We start from the raw sequence: 24,153 nt of genomic DNA, 5'->3' as shown, positions 1-24,153 counted from the left end.
ATGGAAATCAAACGTTTTCACGTAGGTAAGCGCATGTCCGAAATCGCCGTCCACAACGGCACTGTCTACCTGGCCGGCCAGATTGCCGAGAAGGGCGGCGACATCAAGGCGCAGACCGCCGAAGTGCTGGGCCATATCGACCGCCTGCTGGGCGAAGCCGGCAGCGACAAGGCGCACATCCTGCGCGCGCAGATCTACATCACCGACCTGGCCAACTTCGCCGCCATGAACGAAGTGTGGGAAGCCTGGGTGGTGGAAGGCAATACCCCGCCGCGTGCGACTGTCCAGGCGCAACTGGCAAATCCCGACTGGCTGGTCGAAATCGTGGTGACCGCCGCCCAAAAGTAAAGTTGCAAAGGTTTTCGTAATGGTTTCAATCGCGGCTCTCAACAGCGCAACGACGGATCAGTTGGTACAAGGCTTGTCCGCCGACGATGGAGCGCGCGTGCTGGCTGCGCTCGACCACGCCAGCCAGGCGTACAGCGGCCGTATCACAGGCCATGGGCAAGATGCCCTGGAATTCGCCATCGGGGTGGCCAGCACACTGGCCATCCTGCGCACCGATGCGGAAACCCGCATCGCGGCACTGATGTTCGAGCTGACCCTGCTCGACGCCGATACCGCCCCCTCCATCGAGCCGCGCTACGGCAAGGAAGTCAATGACCTGGTGGCCGGCGTACGCCAGCTGATCCGCCTGCGCGAGCTGACGCTGGCGTCTTCCGGCAGTGCCGCGCGCACCAAGACCGCGGCGCAGCAGGCTGTCGCCCAGGTCGAGTCGCTGCGCAAGATGCTGCTGGCCATGGCCACCGATATGCGCGTGGTGTTGGTGCGGCTGGCTTCCTGCTGCACCACCTTGCGCTATTTCTCCGACATCAAGCGCTTCGACGAAGTAACGCGCGCTTACGGCCGCGAGACCCTGGACCTTTACGCGCCGCTGGCAAACCGCCTCGGCATCTGGCAGATCAAGTGGGAGCTGGAGGACCTGTCGTTCCGCTTCATCGAGCCGGAGACCTACAAGCGCATTGCGAAGATGCTGGAAGAGAAGCGCATGGCGCGCGAGAGCTTCGTCACGTCTTCCATTGCGCGCCTGCAGTCCGAGCTGGCATCTGCCGGCATCAAGGCCGAGGTATTCGGCCGGCCCAAGCACATCTACTCCATCTGGAACAAGATGAAGGGCAAGGACCTGGACTTCTCCGAGCTGTACGATGTGCGTGCCTTCCGCGTAATCGTCGACGACGTGAAGACCTGCTATACAGTGCTCGGCGTAGTCCACAATATCTGGACCCCGATCCCGAAAGAATTCGACGATTACATTTCCCGTCCCAAGCCGAACGGCTACCAGTCGCTGCACACCGTGGTGACGGCGGACGACGGCCGCCCCCTCGAAGTGCAGATCCGCACGCAGGAGATGCACAGCTTCGCCGAATACGGCGTGGCAGCGCACTGGCGCTACAAGGAGGAGGGTGGTTCCAACTTCAAAGGGCAGCAGTACGACGAAAAGATCGCCTGGCTGCGCCAACTGCTGGCCTGGAAAACCGAAGTTGCCGATGCTGTGGTCAACAATGAGGACCAGCAGCGCGAGTGGGTGGAAAAACTGAAGTCCACCACGCTGGACGACCGCATCTTCGTGTTGACCCCGCAGGCGCGCGTGATCGAGTTGCCAGTGGGCGCCACCCCAATCGACTTCGCCTACCACTTGCACAGCGACGTGGGCCACCGCTGCCGCGGCGCCCGCGTCGACGGCCAGATGGTGCCGCTGAATACGCCGTTGAAAAGCGGGCAAACTTGCGAAGTCATTACCGCCAAGGGCGCACCCGGTACGGCTGGACCGTCGCGCGACTGGCTGAGCCCAGGCTATACGGTCTCGAACCGCACCCGCACCAAGGTGCGGGCATGGTTCCACGCGATCGACATCCAGGAAACGGTCGCCAACGGCCGCTCCCTGGTTGAGAAATCGCTGCAACGCGAAGGCAAGACCGCCGTCAACCTGGAGACCCTGGCACAAAAGCTGGGCTTTGGCAAAGTGGACGATCTGTTCCTCGCCGTGGGCAAGGATGAGTTTTCACTGCGCCATGTCGAGGCAGCGTTGCGCGATCCTGCCGAGGCTGAAGAAGATGCGAGCGACCAGGTCGCAGTTAATAAGAGCCGCAATTCCAGCGTTGAATCCGGCGCCAAATCGGGCGTGCTGGTGGTGGGAACCGATGGCTTGATGACGCAATTGGCGAAATGCTGCAAACCGGCGCCACCCGATCCAATTGTGGGTTTTGTTACGCGCGGAAAAGGCGTTTCAATTCATCGCGCCTCGTGCAAAAACTTCGCTGAAATGCGCGCTAAAGCGCCGGAGCGGGTAATTGTCACTGCCTGGGGCGCCGCGCGTTCCGACACGGTATTTCCCGTCGATCTATTTGTATTGGCGACCGACCGCCAGGGATTGCTGCGCGATATTTCCGAGATTTTCTCGCGCGAGAAAATCAATGTTACCGGCGTGAACACCCAATCAGCCAAAGGGCAGGCCCGCATGACCTTTACGGTCGAAATCGGCGCCACCAGCCAGCTGCAAAAAGCGCTCGCCGCGATTTGCGAAGTCACCGGCATCCTCGAAGCTCGCCGTGCTTGAGGGAGGGCGGCTCATCTCCCTCTAGAGCTTCGCCCGAAGCGTGCCAGGTCTTGGCGTGTTGCTGCCAGGAGCTAGCGCGCCGCAGTACTGAACAGTTCTGCGAGGAGGTCTGCGGTACGGCGAACTCTTGGCGATTTGCGGACGTCGTCATGAATGACCATCCAGAGGTCGCGCTGTACCGGGCAGTTAATGCCGGGGATTATCAGCCCAGCGGCGAGGTAATCGGGCAGGACCGCAATCCCAGCGCCAAATCGCACCGCTGCCGCAATTGAATTCAAATCGTTGCTGCTAAAAGCAAACGGGCGGCCCGCCGCAAATGCGTTCAACCACTCCTGCTGCGGGGTCGTGGCCAGGCTTTCGTCGTAGCCGATAAATTCCCATTCTTCAGATTTGCGCGAGGCGAGATATTGGGGCGCAGCGCACAGATAATATTGGACTGTCGCGACTATGCGCACTGCCAGGTCGGGCGCTTGCGGCCGGCGAAAACGGATCGCGATATCCGCCTCGCGCCGCGATAAATCGACGCGGGCCGGTTCGGCGCCCAATTCGATCTGAATTCCCGTCAGTTGCGCGCGCAAAGCGGGCAGGCGCGGCGTGATCCAGTGGGCGGCGATGGCGGGCGGCGCCGAGATGCGTACTGTGCCGAAATCGGATCCCGCGCCACTTGCCTGGCGCAGCAGGGTATGAATCTCTTCCTCGATCCGTTGTGCCTGGGGCAGCAAGGCGCGACCGGCATCCGTCAGGGACCAGCCACGCGCAAAGCGGTCAAAGAGCCTCAGGCCCAATATTCCCTCCAGTGCCTCGATGCGGCGCGACACGGTGGTGTGCTCGACGCCAAGCGAGCGTGCAGCAGCCGACAGGGAGCCAGCTGCGGCGACGGCGAGGAAATAGCGAAGATCGTTCCAGTCAGGGGTGTCCATCGGTGCAATTATGCACAGGTCACGCGAAGTTTTTGCAATTTTGCGTTGACGTCAAGCTGGCTATCCTCTGTTGCGTGTTCGACTGATGGAGGTTTGAAATGCGGAAGCTTGTTTTGACAGCACTAGTGCTGAGTGGCGCAGCAACTGCCGCCGAGGTGTCAGCCAGCGGGGCCAGCCTGGCCGGGGCCTGGGAATTGATCGGCGCCTACCGTGAACATCGCGACGGCAGTCGAAGCGACGACTATGGGGCCAAGCCGCGCGGCACCCTGAACGTGGCAAGCGACGGCCACTACGCGCTTCAGATCTATCATGCCGACAGGCCGCCATTTGCAGGTGATTTTCGCTCGGCCGAATTGCATGAATACAAGCGGCTGTTGCTCGCCATGAGCGCGCATTTTGGCAAGATTACGGTGGAGGATGGACGCCTGGTATTCCATATCGCCGCCGCATCGAATCCGCAATGGGACGGGGCCGTGCAGCGCCGCGCATATTCGATGGAGGGAGATGTTCTCGAATGGCGTGTCCCGCCTCGGCCCGATGGGGACGTGCCGATTTCGGTTTGGCGCCGGCTTCGATAGCTGCTGGGCTTACGGCAATTTCACACGAAGCCTTTCGGACATGGTTTTGTTGAAGGGATCTATCGCAGCTTGCTTGTTGGGACCGCATGTGAGTCCAACATTGAAGAATAGCTGGTCTTCATGATTTCAGGATGGGCGGGAATGGGTTGCGGGCTCGGCTTGCAATGTGATGTGATCGATTCCGTGTCGGGTGCGCAGCATTGTTTTTACCCGGGCCAGAATGGCCGGCCATTGGTGCAAGTCCGCGACTTCAAGATGGCCGATCAAAGCCGGCTGGCCTGGCGACATTTCCCATACGTGCAGATCGTGCACCGACAGGACACCTTGCACTTCAGCCAGGTCGGCGCCGATCTGGGCGTAGTCCGTGTTGTCGGGCACGCCCTCCATCAGATGGTGGAAGGATTCGCGCAAGACGCCGATGGTCGATTTGAGGATCAGCAGCGATACCAGCAGCGAGAGAATGGGGTCGATTTGCATCCAGCCGGTTGCCATGATCACGCCGCCGGCAATCAACGCCGCGACGGATCCAAGCAGGTCGCCCAGCACGTGCACCAGGGCGGCGCGGGTATTCATGCTTTCCTTGTCGCGCGACAGGGTCCAGGCGACCAGCAAGTTCACAGCCAGGCCGATGCCGGCTACGACCAGTACCGTGCCACCTTGCACCGGCTCGGGTGAAGCGAAGCGTTGCATCGCCTCAAATACGATCCAGCCGACGACGACCAGCATTGCCAGCCCGTTGACGAAAGCTGCCAGCGCTTCGGCACGGCCAAAGCCAAAGGAGTAGCGCGCAGAAGGGCGCCGCTTGGCAATCAGTTGCGCCAGCAGTGCCAGGCCGAGTGCTGCGGCATCGGTCACCATATGGCCGGCGTCGGAAATCAGGGCCAGCGAATTGGCCATGAAACCAGCTACTACCTCAACTACAGCGAAGCCCAAAGTGAGTGCCAGTGCGGCTGCCAGGGCAGCCTGGCTGCGGTGTTCGTTGAAGTGAGCGTGTTGCGCGTCGCCGTCCAGATGGGCGTGAAGATGGGTTGAATCGTGGTTTTGCATGGTCCCCTGAATATATCAGCAATGTTTTCTTCGGAAAACACTTGTCACAGAGGGCAGTGCTCTCTATAATGCTGGCTCTCGGGCGGTTAGTTCAGCTGGTTAGAATACTTGGTCGACATCCAAGGGGTCGGGGATTCGAATTCCTCACCGCCCACCAGAACATTTTTATGTAGTACCATTGCAAAAGACACGGGCGGTTAGTTCAGCTGGTTAGAATACTTGGTCGACATCCAAGGGGTCGGGGATTCGAATTCCTCACCGCCCACCAGACATTTTGTAAGAGCGAGAAAGGCACACCGGTTATGACACCGCGAACTACCATCAAGGTTGGTGAGTGACGCTAGTCGATCGGCTTTCTTTTGCTTGTTCAATTGAAGAAAAACGCGGCTAGCCCGCGTTTTTTTTCGTCCATTTTTTCCAGCATTACCTTTTTCTTCCGGAGATCCATGATGGTTTCAATCCGACTGCCCGACGGTTCCGTCCGCCAATTCGATGCACCCCTGACCGTGGCGCAGGTTGCGTCCAACATCAGCACCAGCCTGGGCAAAGCAGCCCTGGCCGGCAAAGTTGATGGCAAGGTCGTTGATACTTCCTTCCTGATCGAGAAGGACTCCGATGTCGCCATAGTGACCGACAAGGATCCGGAAGGCCTGGACGTGATTCGCCACTCGACCGCCCACTTGCTGGCGTACGCCGTCAAGGAACTGTTCCCTGATGCGCAAGTGACCATCGGGCCGGTCATTGAAAACGGCTTCTATTACGACTTCTCCTACAAGCGTCCGTTCACCCCGGACGACCTGGTGGCAATCGAGAAGAAAATGGCGGAATTGGCGAAGAAGGACGAGCAGGTGACCCGCAAGGTCCTGCCGCGCGACGAGGCCGTGGCTTATTTCAAGTCCATCAACGAGCACTACAAGGCCGAGATCATCGCTTCGATCCCGTCCAATGAAGACGTGTCGCTGTACACCGAAGGCAATTTCACCGACCTGTGCCGCGGCCCGCACGTGCCATCGACCGGCAAGCTGAAGGTCTTCAAGCTGATGAAGCTGGCCGGCGCCTACTGGCGCGGCGACAGCAAGAACGAAATGCTGCAGCGTGTGTATGGCACCGCCTGGACCAAGAAGGAAGACCAGGAACAGTACCTGTTCCAGCTGGAAGAAGCGGAAAAGCGCGACCATCGCAAGCTGGGCAAGCAGCTGGACTTCTTCCACTTCCAGGATGAGGCCCCAGGCCTGGTTTTCTGGCACCCGAAAGGTTGGACCATCTGGCAGCAAGTGGAACAATACATGCGTCGCAAGTACCAGGAAAACGGCTACCAGGAAGTGAAGGCGCCGCAGATCCTGGACGCTTCGCTGTGGGGCAAGACCGGCCACTGGGAAAACTACCGCGAAAACATGTTCGTGACCGAGTCCGAAAACCGTTCCTACGCGCTGAAGCCGATGAACTGCCCGGGTCACGTGCAGATCTTCAACAGCGACCTGCGTTCCTACCGCGACCTGCCGCTGCGCTACGGTGAATTCGGCCAGTGCCACCGCAACGAGCCGTCCGGCGCGCTGCACGGCATCATGCGCGTGCGCGGCTTTACCCAGGACGATGGCCACATCTTCTGTACCAACGAGCAGATCGAGCCGGAAGTGGTGGCCTTCCACCAGCAGGCGATGGAAGTCTATAAAGATTTCCATTTCGAGAACATCGACGTGAAGCTGGCGCTGCGTCCGGACAACCGCATCGGCGACGACGAGGTGTGGGATAAAGCGGAAGAAGCGCTGCGCTCGGGCCTGCGCGCTTGCGGCGTGACCTGGACCGAACTGCCGGGCGAGGGTGCATTCTACGGTCCGAAAATCGAGTATCACCTGAAGGATTCGCTGGGCCGCCCATGGCAGGTCGGCACCATGCAGGTCGACTTCTTCATGCCGGGCCGCCTGGGTGCCGAATATGTCGCGGATGACAACACCCGCAAGACTCCGGTCATGCTGCACCGTGCGATCGTGGGTTCGCTGGAGCGCTTCATCGGTATCCTGATCGAGAACTACGCCGGCGCGCTGCCGATGTGGCTTGCTCCTCAGCAAGTATCGATTCTGAACATCAGCGACGCCCAGGCGGATTACTGCAAGGCGCTTGAATCCAGGCTGCGCAAGCTGGGCTTCCGCGTTGCTGCTGATTTGCGCAACGAGAAGATTACGTATAAAATCCGCGAACATTCCGTCCAAAAAGTGCCTTTCATTCTCGTGGTGGGCGACAAAGAACGGGATGCCAACACCGTGGCCGTGCGTGCGCGGGGCAATGTCGATCTGGGCGTTATGTCGATCGAAGCCCTGGTGGAGCGACTTCAGAACGACGTCGAGACCAAAGCCTAAATGCGGGGGAGCCCCGCAACCGGCCTACTAACCAAAATTGAAGGAAACACCATAGCTACTGACAAGTCTTCCCATCGCATCAATGGCGAGATCACCCACCCTGAAATGCGTCTGTCGGGTGTGGATAATGAACCGCTGGGCATCGTAAGCCTGGCCGAAGCCTTCCGCCTGGCGGAAGAGGCCGATGTCGACCTGGTCGAGATCGCGCCGAACGCGAATCCTCCAGTCTGCCGGCTGATGGATTACGGTAAGTTCAAGTATTCGGAACAGAAGAAGGCGCACGAAGCCAAGTTGAAGCAGAAGGTGATCTCGGTGAAGGAAGTCAAATTCCGCCCCGGCACCGATGATGGCGACTACAACATCAAGCTGCGCAACCTGATCAAGTTCCTGGAAGACGGTGACAAGACCAAGATCACCCTGCGTTTCCGCGGCCGTGAAATGGCCCACCAGGATATCGGCATGCGCATGCTCGAGCGTCTGAAGGCTGACCTGGAGCCGCATGGCCAGGTCGAGCAGTTCCCCAAGATGGAAGGCCGCCAGATGATCATGGTGCTGGCGCCGAAGAAGAAGAAGTAAAACCGGTAAACCAGTGCCTGACCCACAGGGTCGGGCACTGTCTGAGCAACGGCCGCGTGTCTTTGACCCGCGGCCGTTGCTTATACAGGGTCTGACCCTGCGGGTCAGACCCAGGTTTACCGGTTTTGAAGAATGTTGTGCTATACTCCCGGGTTCCCGTGAGAGTAGGCACCAAAAGTGCAGCGAAGGGCTGCCACCTACAATCCGGTCATTATTGGAGCATTCACATGCCAAAAATGAAAACCAAGAGCTCCGCGAAAAAACGTTTTCGCGTGCGCCCAGGTGGCACCGTTAAGTCGGGCATGGCTTTCAAACGCCACATCCTGACCAAGAAGACCACCAAAAACAAGCGTCAACTGCGTGGCACCCGTAACATCAATGCGTCGGACGTGACTAGCGTTCTGCGTATGATGCCGTCCGCTTAATCTCACTCGTTATTTAAGGAGCTACTATGCCTCGAGTAAAACGTGGGGTTACCGCGCGTGCCCGTCATAAGAAAGTACTGAACCTGGCCAAGGGTTACCGCGGTCGTCGCAGCAAAGTATTCCGTATTGCCAAGCAAGCAGTGATGCGCGCTGGCCAGTACGCATACCGCGACCGTCGTAACAAGAAGCGCGTCTTCCGCGCCCTGTGGATCACCCGTATCAACGCGGCTGCCCGCGAACACGGCGTTACCTACAGCGTGTTCATGAACGGTCTGAAGAAGGCCGCTATTGAACTGGACCGTAAGGTCCTGGCTGATATGGCTGTGATGGACAAGCCTGCATTTGCAGCGATTGTCAACGTCGTCAAAGCCAAGATCGCTGCTTAATTGCCAGTGATGCGCGCTGTCTTCGGGCAGCGCTCATAAGAAGCGGGACATGGCTTAGCTATGTCCCGTTTTTAATTTCCAAAACAGGAAAATCGTCGGATGAACTCGCTCGAACAACTCGTCGTCTCCGCGCAGGCTGATTTCCTCGCCGCCGTAGACGCTGCCGCACTTGAAAACGCCAAAGCCAAGTACCTTGGCAAGACTGGCCAGATCACCGAAATGATGAAGGGCCTGGGCAAGCTGGACCCTGAAGAGAAAAAGGCGCAGGGCGCCCTGATCAACGCTGCGAAAGTGCAGATCGAGGCCGCGCTGACCGCGCGCCGTGATGCGCTGGCGGAAGCGCAGCTGCAACTGCGCCTGAATGCCGAAGCGATCGACGTATCGCTGCCAGGCCGCGGCCGTTCCAAAGGCGGCATCCATCCTGTGATGCGCACCTGGGAACGCGTGGAAGAGATCTTCCGCTCGATCGGCTTCGACGTCGCTGCGGGCCCTGAAATCGAAACCGACTGGACCAACTTCACCGCCCTGAATTCACCTGAGAACCATCCGGCGCGTTCGATGCAGGATACCTTCTACGTTGAAGGCAACGACAGCACCGGCAAGCCGCTGCTGCTGCGTACCCACACCTCGCCGATGCAGGTGCGCTATGCCCGCAACAACAAGCCGCCGATCAAGGTGATCGCGCCTGGCCGCACCTATCGCGTGGACTCGGATGCGACCCACTCGCCGATGTTCCACCAGGTCGAGGGCCTGTGGATTGCGGAAGACATTTCCTTCGCTGACCTGAAGGGCGTGTACCTGAATTTCGTTAAGGCTTTCTTTGAGACGGATGACCTGCAAGTGCGCTTCCGTCCTTCGTATTTCCCGTTCACGGAGCCGTCGGCGGAGATCGATATCGCTTTCGGTAGCGGCCCACTGAAAGGGCGCTGGCTGGAGGTTTCGGGCTCGGGGCAGGTGCATCCGAATGTGGTGCGCAACTTCGGCCTTGATCCGGAAAAGTACATCGGCTTTGCGTTCGGCTCCGGCCTTGAGCGCTTGACCATGCTGCGCTATGGGGTCAATGACCTGCGCCTGTTCTATGAAGGCGATCTGCGCTTCCTGAAGCAGTTCAACTAAAACCGGTAAAGCGGTGTCTGACTCGCAGGGTCAGACACCAGTCTGCCGAAGCTACGGGCCAAGTGTCTGACCCTGTGGGTCAGACACTGGTTTACCGGTTCTAAAAGATACGAAAGCTGACTATGCAATTCTCTGAAAACTGGCTGCGCACCATGGTCGATCCGAAGATGACTTCGGATGAGCTGGCACACATGCTGACCATGTCCGGCCTCGAAGTGGAAGACATCGATCCAGTAGCGCCGCCGTTCACCAACGTTGTGGTGGGCCATGTGCGCGAAACCGCCAAGCACCCGAACGCCGACCGCCTGAACGTCTGCCAGGTCGATGTGGGCACCGGCACGCTGCTGAACATCGTCTGCGGCGCGCCGAACGTGCGTCCAGGCCTGAAGGTCGCGTGCGCCATGGCCGGCGCCGTGCTGCCGCCTGGCGCCGACGGCAAGCCGTTCGAAATCAAGGTTGGCCAGCTGCGCGGCGTCGAGTCGCAAGGCATGCTGTGTTCCGCGCGCGAACTGAAGCTGTCGGAAGACCACGGTGGCCTGATCGAACTGCCGGACGACGCGCCGATCGGCCAGAACATCCGTGACTACTTCGCGCTGAACGATCTGAAATTCACCATCAAGCTGACCCCGAACAAGGCAGACTGCCTGTCCGTGCTGGGCGTGGCGCGTGAAGTGGCGGCGCTGACCGGCTCGCAACTGAACCTGCCGCAGAACCGCATCGTGCCGGTCACGCTGGACGAAAAGCTGGCGGTGAAGGTGAGCGCTCCAGACCTGTGCGGGCGCTTTGCCGGCCGCGTGATCCGCGGCCTGAACGCCAAAGCCGAAACCCCGGCCTGGATGAAGCAGCGCCTGGAGCGCAGCGGCCAGCGTCCGGTGTCGGCACTGGTCGACATTTCCAACTACGTGATGCTGGAAATGGGCCGTCCTTCGCACGTGTTCGACCTGGACAAGATCCATGGTTCGCTGGACGTCCGCTGGGGCAAGAAGGGCGAACAGATCAAGCTCCTGAACGGCAACACCATTGAAGTCGATGAGTGGGTGGGCGTGATCGCCGACGACAAGGAACTGGAATCGCTGGCCGGCATCATGGGCGGCGACGCTACCGCCGTGTCGGACGATACAAGCAACATCTACCTGGAAGCGGCTTTCTGGTGGCCGAACGCCATCCAGGGCCGCGCCCGCAAATACAACTTCTCGACCGATGCGGCACACCGCTTCGAGCGCGGCGTGGACTTCGCATCGATCCCCGAGCACCTGGAGCGCATTACCGCGCTGCTGGTGGAAATCTGCGGCACGCCTGACACCAAGGTCGGCGCCATCGACGACCAGGTCGTCAACCTGCCGCAGCGCGCTCCGGTGCAAATGCGCACCGCCCGCGCCGCGAAGGTAATTGGCGTAGCGTTGAACGATGAGATGGTTGCCGATATTTTCACGCGCCTGGGCCTCGCGTTCACGCTGGCAGACGGTGTATTCAGCGTCACTTCGCCGTCCTACCGTTTCGACATCGAAATCGAAGAGGACCTGATCGAAGAAGTGGCCCGCGTGTACGGCTTCGAGAACATCCCGACCCTGCCGCCAATCGCCGCAAACGAGATGCGCATCGCACCGGAAGACACCCGTTCGATCTTCGCTGTGCGCCACCAGCTGGCTGACCTGGGCTTCCAGGAAGTGGTCAACATGAGCTTCGTGGAAGCGCAGTGGGAGCTGGACTTCAACGGCAACGACAGCCCGATCAAGCTGCAGAATCCGATCGCCTCCCAGATGTCCGTCATGCGTTCGTCGCTGATCGGCAGCCTGGTGGCGAACGTGCGCTACAACGTCAACCGCAAGCAGCCGCGCGTGCGCCTGTTCGAGGTTGGCGCCATTTTCAAGCGCGACGCTTCCGTGCAGGACGGCCCTTTGACCGTGGCCGGCTATGACCAGCCGCAGCGCGTCGCTGCCATGGCTTACGGCCCGGTAGCCGACGAGCAGTGGGGACAGAAAGCCCGCGACGTTGACTTCTTCGACGTCAAGGCTGACCTGGAAGCCCTGTTCGCCCCGCGCCAGCTGCGCTTTGCGAAGCTGGCTCACCCGGCCCTGCACCCGGGCCGCGCCGCTTCGGTGGAACTGGATGGCAAGGTGATCGGCTTTATCGGCGAACTGCATCCGCGCTGGCTGCAAAAGTACGACCTGCCGAAGGCGCCAGTGTTGTTCGAAGTCGATGCCGTTGCGTTGCAGCAACGCCGCGTGCCAGAATATGAAGAGATTTCGAAATTCCCTGGCACCACGCGCGACGTCGCCCTGGTGGTGAAACAGGCCGTTCCCGTGCAGGACCTGCTCGACGCCTTCCATGGTGCCGTGACGGCCCATGCTCAAGGGCGCATTGTGCAAGCCATTGTTTTGTTTGATGAATATCGCGGCCAAGGCCTGGAAAGCGACGAAAAATCGCTTGCTTTCCGCTTTAGCTTGCAAGATACTCAAAACACCCTGCAGGATGATGTCGTGGACGAGCTGATGAAGACGCTGACCGCCCATGTCGTCCTGGCACACGGTGCAAAACTGCGGGCTTGATTTAACAATTCAGGATGACCAGCGAGTCCGGCACTGCCGGACTCATGTACTTTAAAAGGCAGGGCAGCAAAATTAACAACAACGACGTCGATTCCGCCGTACTTGAATCCGCATTGGACGCCGAGTTGCACAGCGCGATGCAGAACGCCAAGGTACGCCAGGAAGCTGAAAAAGATTTGCCGACGCTGACCAAGGCAGAACTGGCCGAACTTTTGTTCGAACAGGTGGGCCTGAACAAGCGCGAGGCCAAGGACATGGTCGAAACCTTCTTTGACGAGATCCGCAATGCGCTGGAACGCGGCGAAGCGGTGAAGCTGTCCGGTTTCGGCAACTTCCAGCTGCGCGACAAGCCGCAGCGTCCGGGCCGTAACCCGAAAACCGGCGAGGAGATCCCGATCACGGCACGCCGTGTAGTGACCTTCCACGCCAGCCAGAAGCTGAAAGGCATGGTCGAAGACAGCGCCGGTACGGCGCGCGCATCCTGAGCTGCATAGGTGCGTGAATGAACGACCGACCTGGCAAGGCAGACCTGGTAGTGTTGCCGCCGATCCCGGCGAAACGCTACTTCACCATTGGCGAGGTCAGCGAACTGTGCGGTGTGAAGCCGCATGTGCTGCGCTATTGGGAACAGGAATTTACCCAGCTGAAACCGGTCAAACGGCGCGGCAACCGCCGCTATTACCAGCATCATGAAGTGCTGCTGATCCGCCGCATCCGCGAGCTGCTGTACGAGCAGGGCTTTACGATCAGCGGCGCCCGCAACAAGCTCGATAGCCGCGCTGCCGATTCGGCGCAAGGCGAGTATGATGAAACTCCTGGCATGGCACACGAAGCGCCGCCGCTGGACCGCGAGATGCTGCGCCGCGAGCTGCAAGGCATCCTCGAGCTACTAAAGTTGTAAGCAGCTGTAGCAAGGGCGCTTAGGCGTCCTTTTTTTCGGTTAGACTCGGCTAAACTGTTAAACCATTGGTGCTACAATATTAACGTTATGATTTTGCTAGTGATATTGCAGACGCTGGCTCCGTTCCCAAGCTAGGAATTCAAGAGGGAAGACAATGATTCGCGTAGCCATCTGTGACGACCACCAGATTGTACGGGCGGGTTTCAAGCAAATCTTTTCGTCGTCGGACGAATTCAGCGTAGTCGCTGAAGGCAGCACCGGGCGGGAAGCGCTCGACATCGCACGCAAGGAAGTGTGCGACGTGCTGTTGCTTGACATCGCCATGCCGGACCAGAGCGGTATCGATACTCTGCGTACCATCCGCCAGGGCCAGCCGGACTTGCCGGTGCTGATCCTGTCCGGCTATCCAGCCCAGCAATATGCGCTCAACCTGTTCAAGATGGGCGCCAACGGGTACCTGAACAAGGAATGCGAGGCGGAGGAGTTGATCAACGCCGTGCGCACCGTGTACCAGGGGCGCCGCTATGTCAGCTCGCAAGTGGGCGAACTGCTGGCGCAAAGCTTCGACCGCGATCCGAATACGGCCCTGCATACGGAGCTGTCGGACCGCGAATTCCAGGTGTTCCTGCGCCTGGCGCGCGGCGCCACCGTGTCCGACATCGGCACGGCGCTTTCGCTGAGCATCAAGACCGTGAGTACGTATCGCACGCGCATTATGGAGAAGATGGGCTTGCAGTCGAATAGTGACTTGACGTACTACGCAATGAAGAACAATTTGCTGGATTGATACGTCTGGTTACACTTTTGCGGTGCCGCACAATTAGCTTTCCGTGCGGCAGCATCTTGCTGCGGGTCTATAATGGGGAAAATGTACTTCACCATCGAACCAGCGCCCAGGCACCGGCTGCCGCTGTATAAAACGCTCTTGTGCGTGACCTGCGCGCTGATCCTCATCGTCAACGGTTTCAGCCTTTTCCACAATCTGCAATCGCTGAAGGGCGCCAATGAGCAGTTGGCGCTCAGCTCGCGCGTTGCCGAACGGCTGCAGTACCTGAACGTGCTGGTGCTCGATGCCGACAGCAGCGCGCGCGGCTATTTCATCTCCGGCAAGGAAACCTACCTGGGGCCGACGCGCTCGGTAGTCACCGAATCGGAGCAGCAGTTCCGCGAGCTGGAGAAACTGCTCGCGAATAATCCGATCCAGTTGAAAAACCTGCAGCAGTTGCAGGTATTGGTGCGCAAGCGCATCGCCATCCTGACCCAGGCCATTGAGGTCTACAAGCACGGCGGGCTCGACGATATCGTCAATATTGCCAAGGTCAGCGACGAGCGCAGCGGCATGGATGAAATCCGCCTGCAAGTGGTGATCATGGTGCGCGAGCAGGGCGAAGCCATGTCGGCCCGCGCCGCCAGCTTCTACCAGGAATACCAGAAGGCCGTTGTGATGGGCGCCGGCATCAATGCCATTGCCATCGTGGTGCTGGTCATGTTCTACCAGCTGGTGCGGCGCAGTTTCGTGCACCGGGCAGCGGTGGAGCACGCGCTGCAATTGTCGAACGAAAGCCTGGAATCGATGGTGCAGCAGCGTACCGAGCAGCTATCGGTGCTGTCGCGTCACCTGATCTCGATCAGCGAAGAAGAGAAGATGCGGCTGTCGCGCGAGCTGCATGATGAGATGGGCGCCAACCTGACCTCGATCAGCATGGATATCGCGGCGGTCGCGCACCAGCTGCAAAAGACTAATCCTGAGCTGGCGGCCCAGCTGCGCCGTGCGCGCGGCACCCTGGTCGATACGGTGGAACTGAAGCGTCGCATCATCGAAGACCTGCGCCCGAGCCTGCTCGACAACCTTGGCCTGTGCGCGGCGATCGACAGCTACTGCGAAGACTTCACGCGCATGACCAATATCCCGTGTGAGACCGAGATCGGCCCCGATATTGACGCCGTTGCCAAGGCCGGCGACAGCAGCCTGTCGATTGCCTTGTTCCGTATCGTGCAGGAGTCGCTGACCAATATCCGCAAATACGCCAAGGCCGGCCATGTCAGCGTCTCGCTCAAGCTGCAGCGCGACGACATGCTGGTGCTGCGCATCATCGACGACGGTATCGGGATTGCCGCTCCAACGCTGGCCAAGCCAATGTCGCACGGCTTGCTTGGGATGCGGGAGCGGGCTTTGTTGCTGGGCGGGATCTTGAATATCCGCCGTGGGCGGGGTGACCGGGGAACCTGCATCGAGGTCTATATTCCCCTGAAGGGCCGGGGCAGGCGTCCTGTTGGCGCCGTGCCCCCGGCAATGCTGCATCCTAGCAGCACGCTACATCAGCGAGCAGGCGATCATATTCAATCTTCGCCACCTTATAGCACTCGCCCGCATAACGTTCCAGACCTTCACGATCAATGACGGTGATGTTGCCGCGGCGGTAGGTGATCATGCCGTCCTCCTGCAGCTTGCCGGCGGCGGCGGTGATCGATTCGCGGCGCACACCCAGCATGATCGAAATCATTTCCTGGGTCACCTTCAATTCGTTGCTTGGGGAGCGGTCCAGGCGGTCCAGCAGCCAGCGGCACAGCTTCTGCTCGATCGAGCTGTGGCGGCCGCCGACGGCGTTCTGCGCCATCTGTGCGAACAGTGCTGCGTTGTAGCGCATCAGCAGCTGGGGCAGGGCGCCGCCCTGGTTGAAGGCGTCGCGCAGGGCTTGCGCTTTCAGGCGGTAGCCGTAGCCGGCGCTTTGCACCACGGCGGTGCTCATGGCGCGCTCACCGGCAAACATCGACACGCCCACCACGCCTTCGTGGCCGACCACGGCGATCTCGGTGGTCGCGCCGTCTTCCATCACGTACAGCAGGGACAGGATGGCAGTCGTCGGGAAGTAGACGTATTCCAGCTTGCTGCCGAATTCAAACAATTCTTTGCCGAAGGGCAGCTGCACCAGCTCCAGGTGCTCGAACAGGGACTCCAGTGCTTCACGAGGGAGGGCTGCCAGCAATTCATTTTGCTGGGCGCCGCTGTAGCTGACAACCGGCCGGGACGCAACTTTGAACTCCGACGAACCAATAGGCATTGCTTGCGACAGCGAGTTCTTGGCAGAGACGCTAAGTTGAGTGTTGTTCATTTTATCCTCACAGAACTAAAGTACACGGTATTGCAGTCGGCATTCTTAGGGGTGCTGCTTGCCGATCGCGTTGGTAATACTTTAATTTTCTATGTGAGAGATGAACATAAGACCTGTTACCTCCGTCATGTAGGCTGGCAACATGGCAGTTTGTCAGGCTAGTCCTACAACATTGTAATTTTGGCTGGCGCACTGTTGAAAATCCTGCTTGCAGGGCCGAGGCGGAACTGTCCAAGGGCTTCGTGCAGGATGGCAGTTTCCGCGTGGACACGGCTGGCGCTTTCCGAGGCCTGGACCACCAGGGCGGCATTCTGCCGGGTCATGTCGTCAATACGGTGGAGCGCGCCATTGATGCGCGCGATCTCGCTGCGCTGACCCGCTTCGGCTTCTGTAATCCGGGTAATAACGTGCTCCATGCTGCGCACGGAAGCCACAACCTGGCTCATGGTGGCACCGGCGGCATCGACCTGGACGTTGCCGCTTTCGACCTTGCTGACCGAATCGCCGATCAGTTGCTTGATCTCCAGCGCAGCGGCCGCCGAATGTTGGGCCAGGCTGCGCACTTCGGTGGCCACCACGGCGAAGCCGCGCCCATGGTTTCCGGCCCGGGCCGCTTCCATGGCGGCGTTCAGCGCCAGGATATTGGTCTGGAACGCTATGCCGTCGATAACCCCGATAATGTCGGCAATGCGATCCGAACTGCTGCGAATTGCTGCTATTGTGTCGACTACGGCTCCGACGCTGGCGCCGCCGCGCAGGGCCACGACGGCCGCCTGCCGCACCAGTTGGCGGCCGTCGTCGGCGGGCGCTGTTGCGGCGCACGGCGAATGACGGTGACGTGCAGGGCTTCTGCCTGGGTGCTGGTAGATCCGTGCAGTGCCGTGCTGCCGCTGGCCAGTTCGTCGGCGGCGCTGGCAATGCGCGCGGCGCCGCTGCGGATATCGGCGACCAGGCTTTCCAGTGCTGCCGTCATGCCGCTGAAGGCGTTTGCCAGCGCGCCGATTTCATCATGCGCCGGGGAGCTGATGCGAACGCTCAGGTCGCCCGCCGCGGCGGCGCGCACGGCATGGTTGAGTTGGCGAATGTCGCGCGTGAAGGAGGCATAGAAGCCGGCGCCCAGCCAGGCAGCGAGTGCGATGGAGAGCAGGACCACGGCGCCGACGGCGTTGCGGCGCAGGCGGTCTTGCGCAGCGCGTTCGGCCAGCAAATGTTGCAGCGCATCGGCGCTGCTGCCGGACAGCGCGTGCAAAGCCGCGGCCGCTTGTTGGCCGGCGGCATTGAAGTCCTTGCCGCTGCTCTGGTTGTAGGAGTTCAGCACCTCGTTGCGGGCGCGTTCGAGGAAGGCAAGGGCGACCGGCACGGCGGCCAGGCGCGGCTGCAGGGCCGGCGCCAGCCCAGGGTGGTTGGCCAGGATGCCCTTGTATTGGCCCGGCAGGCGCTCCAGTTCATGGCGCGCCAGCATGGCGGTGGCATTCAGCATCTGGTCTTCATTGGCTTCGAACAGGCCGCTGTCGATGTAGGCGGCGCCGCGGCCGGTCATCACGGACAGGTTTTCCTCCAGGTCCGGCAGGCTCTTGAGGAAGGAGGCAATCAGGTAGGCGCTGCGTACTTCCGGGGCGAGCGACAGGCGTGAACGGTCGGCAGCCTGGGCGGCAAGGGCATCGGCCAGCGCGATCAGCCTGCTGTGCGCGGCAAAGCTGGCGCGTGCATCCAGGCCGGCCTGGCGCTGCTGCAGTTGCTGCCAGCCCTGTTCCAGCTCAGGCTGCGCGGGCAGGCCGGACAGCGTGCCGATGGCAAGCGGGCGCAGGCCCTGCAGCGCGGACGTGGCAGCCTGTCCTGCGGCGGCTATCGCGCGCGCCGTCTTGCTGCCTGGCGGCCAGGCGCAGGTGTTCCAGGTTGCGCTTTTCCTGCAGGCGGCGGCGCAGCTCGTGCAATTGGCGGACATAGGCCAGGCCCTGGCGCTCCTGGATGGTGAAGGACACCGATTTGTGCAATTCGGCCACCAGCAGGCCCGAGGCAAGCAGCAGCGGCAGCAGGAAAACCAGGGAGTCGAGGGGCGAACTTGGGCAATAGTCGCAGCCTCTGCATGAGGGCGATGGCGGGGCGGACCAAGATCATGAGCGGGCTTTGGGCGAGGATTTTTGCGGCGCGATAATGATGCAAGGCAATTGTTACCTCGTGATGAATCGGGGCATAATGCGCGGTAATCAACTTATTCCACTCCCCATGCATGTAATCCTGGTAGAAGACGACGCAGTATTGGCCGACGGCGTAGTCCGGGTGTTGTCCGGCCATGGCATGAAAGTGGAACTGCTGCAAAACGGCAGCGAAGCCGATGCCATGCTGCAGCGTCCCGGCCAGGCCGACGTGCTGGTCCTTGATATCGGCCTGCCGGGCCTGGACGGCTTTGAAGTGGTGCGCCGCCTGCGCGCGCGCGGCAGCCAGCTGCCGGTGCTGTTGCTGACGGCGCGCGATGCGGTGGAAGACCGCGTGCGCGGCCTGGAGCTGGGCGCCGACGATTACCTGGTCAAGCCTTTCGCCACGCCGGAACTGGTGGCGCGCCTGCGCGCGCTGGCGCGGCGCCATGCGCCGAAGCCCAGCGTGCTGCAAATGGGCTCGCTAGTGCTGGACCTGGGCGCCAAGCGTGCCCGCGTGCGCGATACAGTGATCGACCTGTCGGTGCGCGAATGGGCGGTGCTGGAGTATCTGTTGCAGCACAGCGCGCGCGTGGTCAGCAAGCAGCAGATCATCGACGCCATCCTGCCCTGGGGGGAAGACGTGACGCCGAACGCGGTGGAAGTCTATATCTCGCGCATCCGCCAGAAGACGGCCGATGCCGGCATCAGCATCCGCACCATCCGCGGCTTCGGCTACATGCTGGAACCGGCCAATGGATAAGACTCTTGGATAGCATCCGCCTGCGCCTGCTCAAATGGCTGATCGGCCCGGTTCTCCTGCTGAACCTGGCCGGCGTTGCACTGAGCTATGCGCTGGCCTGGATCCCGGCCCAGATCGCCTTCGACCAGTCGCTCGGCGACGCCGCCGCCATGTTGGGCGCCCGCATCAGCGAACGTGAAGGGCGGCTGGTGCTCGACTTGCCGGAGGCCGCCGAGCGCGTCTTGCGCGAGGATGAGCTCGACAAGGTCTATTTTGCCTTGCGCGATGGCCAGGGCCGCCTGGTGGCCGGCGATGCCGTGCTGCCTGTCCTCCCGGCGCGTGCCGGTGCCCCTGCGGTTGACGGCGTGGTCGAGAACAACCCGGTGCGCCTGGTGGCGCTGCCGGTGCTGACCGGGCAGCAGCAGGGCATCGTGGTGGTGGCCAAGACGCTGCGCAAGCGCGGCCAGGCACGCACCGCCATCGTGCGCGCCTTGCTGCCGCTGGCGGCCGTGTTTACGCTGGCTTCGGTCGGCCTGGTCTGGTTTTCGGTCACCAATGGCCTGGCGCCCTTGCACAAGGTCAAGGCCGGCATCCAGGCGCGCAGCGCCGAAGACTTGTCGCCTATCCCGGCCGGCAGCGTGCCGCTGGAAGTGATGCCGATGGTGCACTCTTTCAATGGCTTGCTGGAGCGCGTGCGCGAAGGCGCCCAGGCGCAGCAAGACTTCCTGGCCAATGTGGCGCACCAGCTGCGGACCCCGCTGGCCGGCTTGCGCACCCAGATCGAACTGCTGGCGGCGCAGGAGCGCACGCCGGCCGCGGCGTCGTCGCTGGCGATGATGCAGGCCTCGACCGAGCGCATGATTCGCCAGGTCAACCAGTTGCTGGCGCTGGCGCGCGCGGAACCTGGCCCCTTGCGCAAGACGCGCATGGAGCGCCTGTCGCTCGACCAGTTGCTGGAAGAATCGATCCAGCATTTCGTCGAGCAGGCGCTGCGCAAGGAGATCGACCTCGGCTTCGACTTGCAGCCAACCAGGGTGAACGGCGACCGCTTCATGTTGCGGGACCTGGTCGACAACCTGGTCGACAATGCCATCCGCTACACGCCGCCCAAGGGGGCCGTCACGGTGAGCTGCTTCCCGCACCTGGGCGGCGGCATGCTGACGGTGGAAGACTCCGGTCCGGGCATTCCGCAGGCCAAGCGCGCCGCAGTCTTCCAGCGCTTCCAGCGCCTGGATGAAAAGACCAATGGCAGCGGTATCGGCCTGGCCATCGTCCGCGATATCGCCACTGCCCATGGCGCCAGTGTTGCCATCGACACCCCCGCCAGCGGGCGGGGCGCATTGTTTTCCGTGTATTTTCCCTCCTAAAACTGCTGCTGTCAGGTATTTGTCAGGTTTTCCTCAGGGAAATGCAAGCTTGCTTGTCTAGACTTGCACTATCAAATACCAGCTTTGGAGAAATACATGGAACAGCAGCAGTCCGGTGCATCCCGCCAGGCGGGCTTCACGCTGATTGAAATGATGGTAACCGTGGCAATTATCGCCATCCTCGCCGCAGTGGCGATCCCAGCCTACGGCGATTACATCAAGACCGGCCGCCTGCCGCAGGCGTCCAATAACCTGGCCAGCATGCGCGCCAAGCTGGAGCAATATTTCCAGGACAATCGCAGCTATGACGGCGCCTGCGTCGCCGGCACCATCGCCGCGCTGCCTCCTGCCGACGACTTTGTCTACACCTGTCCGACGCTGACGGCGACGACCTACGTGGTCAAGGCCGAAGGCCAGGGCAAGATGGCCGGCTTCACCTTCACGATCGACCAGTCGAACAACAAGAAGACGACGGCGCTGCCAAGCGGCTGGGGCTCGGCGTCGGAATCTGCGCCGATTACCTGCTGGGTGCGCAAAAAGGGTGGCACATGCTAGCGCGCCGCCAACAGGGCGCGACCCTGATCGAGCTGATGGTCGGCGTGACCGTCCTGGCGGTGCTGTTGGCCATGGGCGTGCCGGCGTTTTCAGCCTGGATGCAGGATGCCCAGAACCGCGCCGCCGCCGAATCGATCGTGAACGGCTTGCAGACCGCGCGTGCCGAGGCGGTGCGGCGCAATTCGGTCGTGCGTTTCACCCTGACCGGCGCGGAAGGCCAGGTGGGCTGGACTGTCGGCTGCCCGACCGTGACCACCACCTGCCCGGCAGATATCCAGACCCGTTCGGCGGGTGAAAGCAGCAAGCTGGTCAAGGTGACGGTCAGCGCCGATCCGATCCCGGTGCCGGCTCCGGCCGGCTATTTCACGGCGCAGATCAGCGATGCGGGGGCACTGCCGGCCGAGATCAATTTCGACGGCTTGGGCCGCGTGTATACGCCACCGGCCGGCACCTTGTTCAACCGCGCCGACGTGACCAGCACGGCCAGTGCCAGCGCGCGCCGCTATGTGGTGGTGGTATCGAGCGGCGGCCAGATCCGCATGTGCGATCCGAAAATGTCCTATGCCACCGATCCGCGTGGCTGCAGCTAAGGAGAATCCCATGAAGTCTCAACGCACATTGCGGAAACAGGGGGGCATAGCGCTGGTGGAGGCCTTGGTCGCCATCGTGATTTTTGCGTTCGGCGTGCTGGCCATCGTCGGCTTGCAGGCCGCTTCGGTGCGCCAGGTGAGCGACGCCAAGTACCGCATCGACGCTGCCAATGTGATCAGCCAGTCGCTGGGTGCGATGTGGGCCGACCGCGAGCGCATCCAGCTGCATGCCGTCAGGGACCAGGCCGTCAGCTCTTTGCCGAACGGGAAACTGACGGTCGTGGTGCCCGGCCCGTGGACTGCGGAAGTCGGTGTCACGGTCACGGTGACCGTGACTTGGCAAGTGCCGGGCGAGAGCGCCGTTCATACACAGACCAGCGTGCAATTCATCGCTGGTTAGAAAAGGAATAATCCAATGCACGACAAGCAAAACGGTTTCGGCCTGGTCGAGATCATGGTGGGCCTGGGCGTCGGCATGCTGGCCATGGTGGTCGTGATGCAGGTGTTCAGCCAGGCGGAAGGACAGAAGCGCACCACCACCGGCGGCGCCGATGCGCAGAGCAACGGCGCGATCGCCCTGTCCATGATCGAACGCGATGGCAAGATGGCAGGCTGGGGCATGGCCAATTCGATGTTCTCCGACTGCAATACCACCTACTCCTATTGCGACGGCGACCTGAGCTGTGGTGGCTCGGCTGGGCCGATCACCGGGCTGTCGATGGCGCCGGTGGCCATCACCGACGGCGGCAACGGGCCCGACAGCTTCCTGGTGCAGTATTTCGCCAACCCGCGGGAAGGTTCGTTCCGCTATCCATCCAATACGGAACTGCGCAGCAATATGCCGCAGCCATCGTCGGAGCTGAATGTCGGCAACACGGCCGGCTGCCGGGAAGGCGACCTGATCCTGGTGCAGCAGGCGGGCAAGTGCACGCTGATGCAGGCGACCCAGATCCAGGACCAGGCCTTGAAGATCCAGCATAACCCTGGCGCCAGCGGTCATTACAACCCGCCGGCCAATTACCAGAACGCCAACAACTGGCCCGCTTATACCAAGCCTGCGAAGCTGTCCTGTTTCACGGCCCCACCGGGCGGCGCCCTGTTCCAGCGTTCCTATAGCGTGAACAACCTGCACCAGCTGCTGCGTTCGGACAATTCGGCCAGCCCGGCGATCGTCAACGACGTCGTGGCGCCCGAGATCGTCGACATGCAGCTGGAGTACGGGATCTCGACGGCCACCGAGTCGTGGGTCAGCGCCTGGACCCCTGCTACCGGCACCTGGGCCAACCCCTCGGCCGCTGATATCAAGCTGGTCAAGGCGGTGCGCATCGCCCTGGTCGCGCGCAGCGTGCAGTACGAGAAACCGGAACCCAACCAGCAATGCGCAACCACGACCAGCGACATGGTCAGCAAGTGGTCGAGCTGGGCAACGTTCAATACCAGCGGCTATCCGGCCGACTGGAAGTGCTACCGCTACAAAGTGTTCGAGACGATTGTGCCATTGCGCAATGTCATTTGGGGATAAGACGATGAAACACAGCAAACGAGCCGGCGCAGTCCGGCAAGCCTGGCAGCAGGGCGTCATCCTGCCCATCACCCTGATCGTGCTGGTGGCCATGACGCTGGCCGGCATCGCGCTGCTGCGTTCGGTTGATACCTCGGCCGTGATCGCGGGCAACCTGGCCTTCAAGCAAAGCGCCACCGCCAGCGGCGATGCCGGCGTGGAAGCGGGCATCGCCTGGCTGATCCAGACCGCACCAAGCGGCTCCCTCGACCAGGACATGCCGGGCAGCGGCTATTACGCCACCCGCCAGGATGCTCTCGACCTGACCGGCAACAAGCGTGATTCCGAAGGTGCTGGCACAGCGGATGACGACCTGAATTGGGACAATGCCGCAGCCGTCGTCAAGCTGGGCGCCGATGCGGCCGGCAACCAGGTGGCTTATGTCATCCATCGCATGTGCGATAGCGCCGGCCCGCTGGACGCGCGCACCTGCTCCACGCAGCAGACCTTCAGTAAGGGCTATGACGAAGGTGCGCAGGGCGCGATGGAGGGCTACCGCCCACCCAAATTCGACAGCTCGGCCACCCGGGCTTTCTACCGTATTACGGCACGGGTATCCGGGCCGAGGAACACCACCAGCTACGTTCAGGCTGTGGTCTCAATCTAACGCAGGAGAAT

Annotated in this window: 25 protein-coding genes and 2 tRNA genes; 22 read left to right on the top strand and 5 right to left on the bottom strand. The window is 61.3% G+C overall.

Translation table 11 applies throughout. From position 1 onward, the window contains the following. Together ACN9M3_RS18685 and ACN9M3_RS18680 are read left to right on the top strand one after the other, a co-directional pair. Complete coding sequence (locus ACN9M3_RS18685; protein ID WP_426161994.1) at positions 1-348, top strand: RidA family protein; 348 nt, start codon at positions 1-3, stop codon at positions 346-348. A 19-nt stretch (positions 349-367) separates the two neighbouring features. Beyond that, positions 368-2,617: a RelA/SpoT family protein gene (locus ACN9M3_RS18680; RefSeq protein ID WP_426161993.1), complete on the top strand. Its 2,250-nt coding sequence runs from the start codon at positions 368-370 to the stop codon at positions 2,615-2,617. A 71-nt stretch (positions 2,618-2,688) separates the two neighbouring features. Here the strand turns inward: ACN9M3_RS18680 and ACN9M3_RS18675 are convergent, their stop codons facing one another. Next, the gene (locus ACN9M3_RS18675) at positions 2,689-3,537 is read right to left on the bottom strand and encodes a LysR family transcriptional regulator (RefSeq protein WP_426318271.1); all 849 of its coding nucleotides are present in this window, start codon (positions 3,535-3,537) and stop codon (positions 2,689-2,691) included. 98 nt (positions 3,538-3,635) lie between these two features. On the opposite strand from ACN9M3_RS18675, the gene ACN9M3_RS18670 reads away from it, so the two are divergent. Next, positions 3,636-4,115 (top strand): lipocalin-like domain-containing protein, encoded by a 480-nt coding sequence (locus ACN9M3_RS18670; RefSeq protein ID WP_426318270.1) that lies wholly within the window; start codon positions 3,636-3,638, stop codon positions 4,113-4,115. A gap of 126 nt (positions 4,116-4,241) precedes the next feature. Here the strand turns inward: ACN9M3_RS18670 and ACN9M3_RS18665 are convergent, their stop codons facing one another. Next, entirely contained in the window at positions 4,242-5,162 is a 921-nt protein-coding gene (locus ACN9M3_RS18665) for a cation diffusion facilitator family transporter (protein WP_426318269.1), read from the bottom strand. An 80-nt stretch (positions 5,163-5,242) separates the two neighbouring features. Between ACN9M3_RS18665 and ACN9M3_RS18660 the strand changes: the two genes are divergently transcribed. From ACN9M3_RS18660 to ACN9M3_RS18605, 12 genes are all read left to right on the top strand, one after another. Then, positions 5,243-5,319: transfer RNA gene (locus tag ACN9M3_RS18660), tRNA-Val, on the top strand. Positions 5,320-5,353: 34 nt separating this feature from the next. Then, positions 5,354-5,430: transfer RNA gene (locus tag ACN9M3_RS18655), tRNA-Val, on the top strand. Between the two features lie 181 nt (positions 5,431-5,611). Next, positions 5,612-7,519 (top strand): threonine--tRNA ligase, encoded by a 1,908-nt coding sequence (gene thrS, locus ACN9M3_RS18650; RefSeq protein ID WP_426323787.1) that lies wholly within the window; start codon positions 5,612-5,614, stop codon positions 7,517-7,519. After that, complete coding sequence (infC, locus tag ACN9M3_RS18645; protein ID WP_426161989.1) at positions 7,520-8,095, top strand: translation initiation factor IF-3; 576 nt, start codon at positions 7,520-7,522, stop codon at positions 8,093-8,095. 227 nt (positions 8,096-8,322) lie between these two features. Further along, positions 8,323-8,520, top strand: a complete 198-nt coding sequence (gene rpmI / locus ACN9M3_RS18640) for a 50S ribosomal protein L35 (protein ID WP_057262756.1) — start codon at positions 8,323-8,325, stop codon at positions 8,518-8,520. A 26-nt stretch (positions 8,521-8,546) separates the two neighbouring features. Beyond that, entirely contained in the window at positions 8,547-8,906 is a 360-nt protein-coding gene (gene rplT / locus ACN9M3_RS18635) for a 50S ribosomal protein L20 (protein ID WP_028101213.1), read from the top strand. A 99-nt stretch (positions 8,907-9,005) separates the two neighbouring features. After that, positions 9,006-10,022, top strand: coding sequence for a phenylalanine--tRNA ligase subunit alpha (pheS, locus tag ACN9M3_RS18630; RefSeq protein WP_426161988.1), 1,017 nt, complete (start codon positions 9,006-9,008; stop codon positions 10,020-10,022). A 122-nt stretch (positions 10,023-10,144) separates the two neighbouring features. Then, a complete protein-coding gene (gene pheT, locus ACN9M3_RS18625) occupies positions 10,145-12,571 on the top strand; it encodes a phenylalanine--tRNA ligase subunit beta (RefSeq protein WP_426318268.1) in 2,427 nt (808 codons plus the stop codon). Positions 12,572-12,708: 137 nt separating this feature from the next. After that, entirely contained in the window at positions 12,709-13,056 is a 348-nt protein-coding gene (locus ACN9M3_RS18620; RefSeq protein WP_055925271.1) for an integration host factor subunit alpha, read from the top strand. Between the two features lie 17 nt (positions 13,057-13,073). Next, entirely contained in the window at positions 13,074-13,472 is a 399-nt protein-coding gene (locus tag ACN9M3_RS18615) for a MerR family transcriptional regulator (RefSeq protein ID WP_426318267.1), read from the top strand. A 154-nt stretch (positions 13,473-13,626) separates the two neighbouring features. Further along, complete coding sequence (locus ACN9M3_RS18610) at positions 13,627-14,259, top strand: response regulator (protein WP_426318266.1); 633 nt, start codon at positions 13,627-13,629, stop codon at positions 14,257-14,259. An 81-nt stretch (positions 14,260-14,340) separates the two neighbouring features. Further along, positions 14,341-15,873, top strand: a complete 1,533-nt coding sequence (locus tag ACN9M3_RS18605; protein ID WP_426318265.1) for a CHASE3 domain-containing protein — start codon at positions 14,341-14,343, stop codon at positions 15,871-15,873. On the opposite strand, the gene ACN9M3_RS18600 is transcribed toward ACN9M3_RS18605, so the two are convergent. From ACN9M3_RS18600 to ACN9M3_RS18590, 3 genes are all read right to left on the bottom strand, one after another. After that, complete coding sequence (locus ACN9M3_RS18600; protein WP_426318264.1) at positions 15,776-16,585, bottom strand: Crp/Fnr family transcriptional regulator; 810 nt, start codon at positions 16,583-16,585, stop codon at positions 15,776-15,778. The two genes, ACN9M3_RS18605 and ACN9M3_RS18600, sit on opposite strands and share 98 nt — an antisense overlap. A gap of 164 nt (positions 16,586-16,749) precedes the next feature. Further along, a complete protein-coding gene (locus tag ACN9M3_RS18595) occupies positions 16,750-17,349 on the bottom strand; it encodes a methyl-accepting chemotaxis protein (protein WP_426318263.1) in 600 nt (199 codons plus the stop codon). Next, positions 17,313-18,530, bottom strand: coding sequence for a HAMP domain-containing protein (locus ACN9M3_RS18590; protein WP_426318262.1), 1,218 nt, complete (start codon positions 18,528-18,530; stop codon positions 17,313-17,315). The genes ACN9M3_RS18595 and ACN9M3_RS18590 overlap by 37 nt, the downstream gene beginning before the upstream one ends. A gap of 281 nt (positions 18,531-18,811) precedes the next feature. Here ACN9M3_RS18590 and ACN9M3_RS18585 point away from each other — a divergent pair, with 281 nt between their 5' ends. From ACN9M3_RS18585 to ACN9M3_RS18555, 7 genes are all read left to right on the top strand, one after another. Continuing rightward, complete coding sequence (locus ACN9M3_RS18585; protein WP_426161982.1) at positions 18,812-19,483, top strand: response regulator transcription factor; 672 nt, start codon at positions 18,812-18,814, stop codon at positions 19,481-19,483. 5 nt (positions 19,484-19,488) lie between these two features. Next, positions 19,489-20,829: a sensor histidine kinase gene (locus ACN9M3_RS18580; protein ID WP_426318261.1), complete on the top strand. Its 1,341-nt coding sequence runs from the start codon at positions 19,489-19,491 to the stop codon at positions 20,827-20,829. Positions 20,830-20,925: 96 nt separating this feature from the next. Next, entirely contained in the window at positions 20,926-21,384 is a 459-nt protein-coding gene (locus ACN9M3_RS18575; RefSeq protein WP_426161980.1) for a type IV pilin protein, read from the top strand. Further along, positions 21,378-21,974: a GspH/FimT family pseudopilin gene (locus ACN9M3_RS18570; protein ID WP_426161979.1), complete on the top strand. Its 597-nt coding sequence runs from the start codon at positions 21,378-21,380 to the stop codon at positions 21,972-21,974. The genes ACN9M3_RS18575 and ACN9M3_RS18570 overlap by 7 nt, the downstream gene beginning before the upstream one ends. A gap of 10 nt (positions 21,975-21,984) precedes the next feature. After that, entirely contained in the window at positions 21,985-22,374 is a 390-nt protein-coding gene (locus ACN9M3_RS18565; RefSeq protein ID WP_426318260.1) for a type IV pilus modification PilV family protein, read from the top strand. A 15-nt stretch (positions 22,375-22,389) separates the two neighbouring features. After that, the gene (locus ACN9M3_RS18560; protein WP_426161977.1) at positions 22,390-23,496 is read left to right on the top strand and encodes a PilW family protein; all 1,107 of its coding nucleotides are present in this window, start codon (positions 22,390-22,392) and stop codon (positions 23,494-23,496) included. Between the two features lie 4 nt (positions 23,497-23,500). After that, the gene (locus ACN9M3_RS18555) at positions 23,501-24,142 is read left to right on the top strand and encodes a pilus assembly PilX family protein (protein ID WP_426318259.1); all 642 of its coding nucleotides are present in this window, start codon (positions 23,501-23,503) and stop codon (positions 24,140-24,142) included. Positions 24,143-24,153: the final 11 nt, after the last annotated feature.

The organism is Pseudoduganella sp. R-43 (genome assembly GCF_049913255.1).
GTDB lineage: Bacteria > Pseudomonadota > Gammaproteobacteria > Burkholderiales > Burkholderiaceae_D > Rugamonas.
The sequence above is the reverse complement of the archived record's forward strand: the minus strand, read 5'-3'. Positions and strand labels throughout refer to the sequence as shown.